Origin of the sequence: Mesorhizobium sp. M1E.F.Ca.ET.041.01.1.1 (assembly GCF_003997355.1) — a bacterium.
Taxonomy (GTDB): domain Bacteria; phylum Pseudomonadota; class Alphaproteobacteria; order Rhizobiales; family Rhizobiaceae; genus Mesorhizobium.
Window position 1 is genome coordinate 1 of record NZ_RZSL01001090.1, and the last position, 1,025, is coordinate 1,025.

Genomic DNA, 1,025 nt, shown 5'->3' on the forward strand with positions numbered 1-1,025 from the left:
CCCCATTGGCCGCGCGACAGCAAATCCTCGACACCGGCGCCATAGGTCCCGGGTGAGGTGCCGAAAATGCGCGGGCCGATTTTGCCCTCGGCACGGGTTGCGGCGGCAAGGGGGTTTTCTGTGTCGTCCTCGTCGCGGCCGGCGACCGCGCTGGCGGCGGCATCGATCAGTGCGATCTGGGTCGGGAACATGTCGCGGAACAGGCCGGAGATGCGCCAGGTGACGTCGACGCGCGGCCGGCCGAGCGCCGCCGGCGGCAGCACCTCGATGCCGGTGACGCGGCCGGTCGCTGCATCCCATTGCGGCCGGCAGCCCATCAGCGCCAGGCCTTGGGCGATCTCCTCGCCGCCGGTGCGCAACGAGGCCGAGCCCCAGAGGTCGATGACCAGCGAACGCGGCCAGTCGCCATGGTTTTGCATGTAGCTGCGCACCACTTCTTCCGCGGCCGCCTGGCCGAGATCGTAGGCGGTCGGCGTCGGCATGGTGCGCGGATCGGATGTGAAAAGGTTGCGGCCGGTGGGCAGCACGTCGGAGCGGCCGCGCGCCGGCGCACCGGCCGGCCCGGCTTTGATGTGCTGGCCGTCGAGCGCGGCGAGCAGGGCGGTCCTTTCGGCCTCTGCGCTTTGCCGCCGCAGCGGATCGGCCTCGCTCTCCGGCGCGCGGCCGTAGACATGCAGCCCGTCCTTGACGGCGAAATCCTTGAGGTCGCACAGCCAGGCGTCGATGCGGCGCAGCGCCGCGTCAGGAGCGTCGGTGCCGGCAACGCCTGCTTCTGTCGCCAGGCCGGATTTCCGCGCGGACTCGACTATGAGTCGCGCCAGACGATCGCGGCGGCGGCGATCGAGCCCGTCGGCCTGGGCATATTCGTCGACCAAGCGTTCGAGCTTCTGCTGTGCCTCGTCGAGGCCGGCCCCGGTCAGCGGCGGCGGCAGATGGCCGAGCGTGACGGCCGAAATCCGGCGCTTGGCCTGCGCCGCCTCGCCGGGATTGGAGACGATAAACGGGTAGATGACCGGCAGCGAGCC

At 70.9% G+C, this 1,025-nt stretch carries 1 protein-coding gene; it reads right to left on the reverse strand.

Features of this window, described 5'->3' with window-relative positions:
* On the reverse strand, window positions 1-1,025 hold a 1,025-nt coding region (locus EOA38_RS37575), incomplete at both ends, for a cobaltochelatase subunit CobN (protein WP_189435218.1).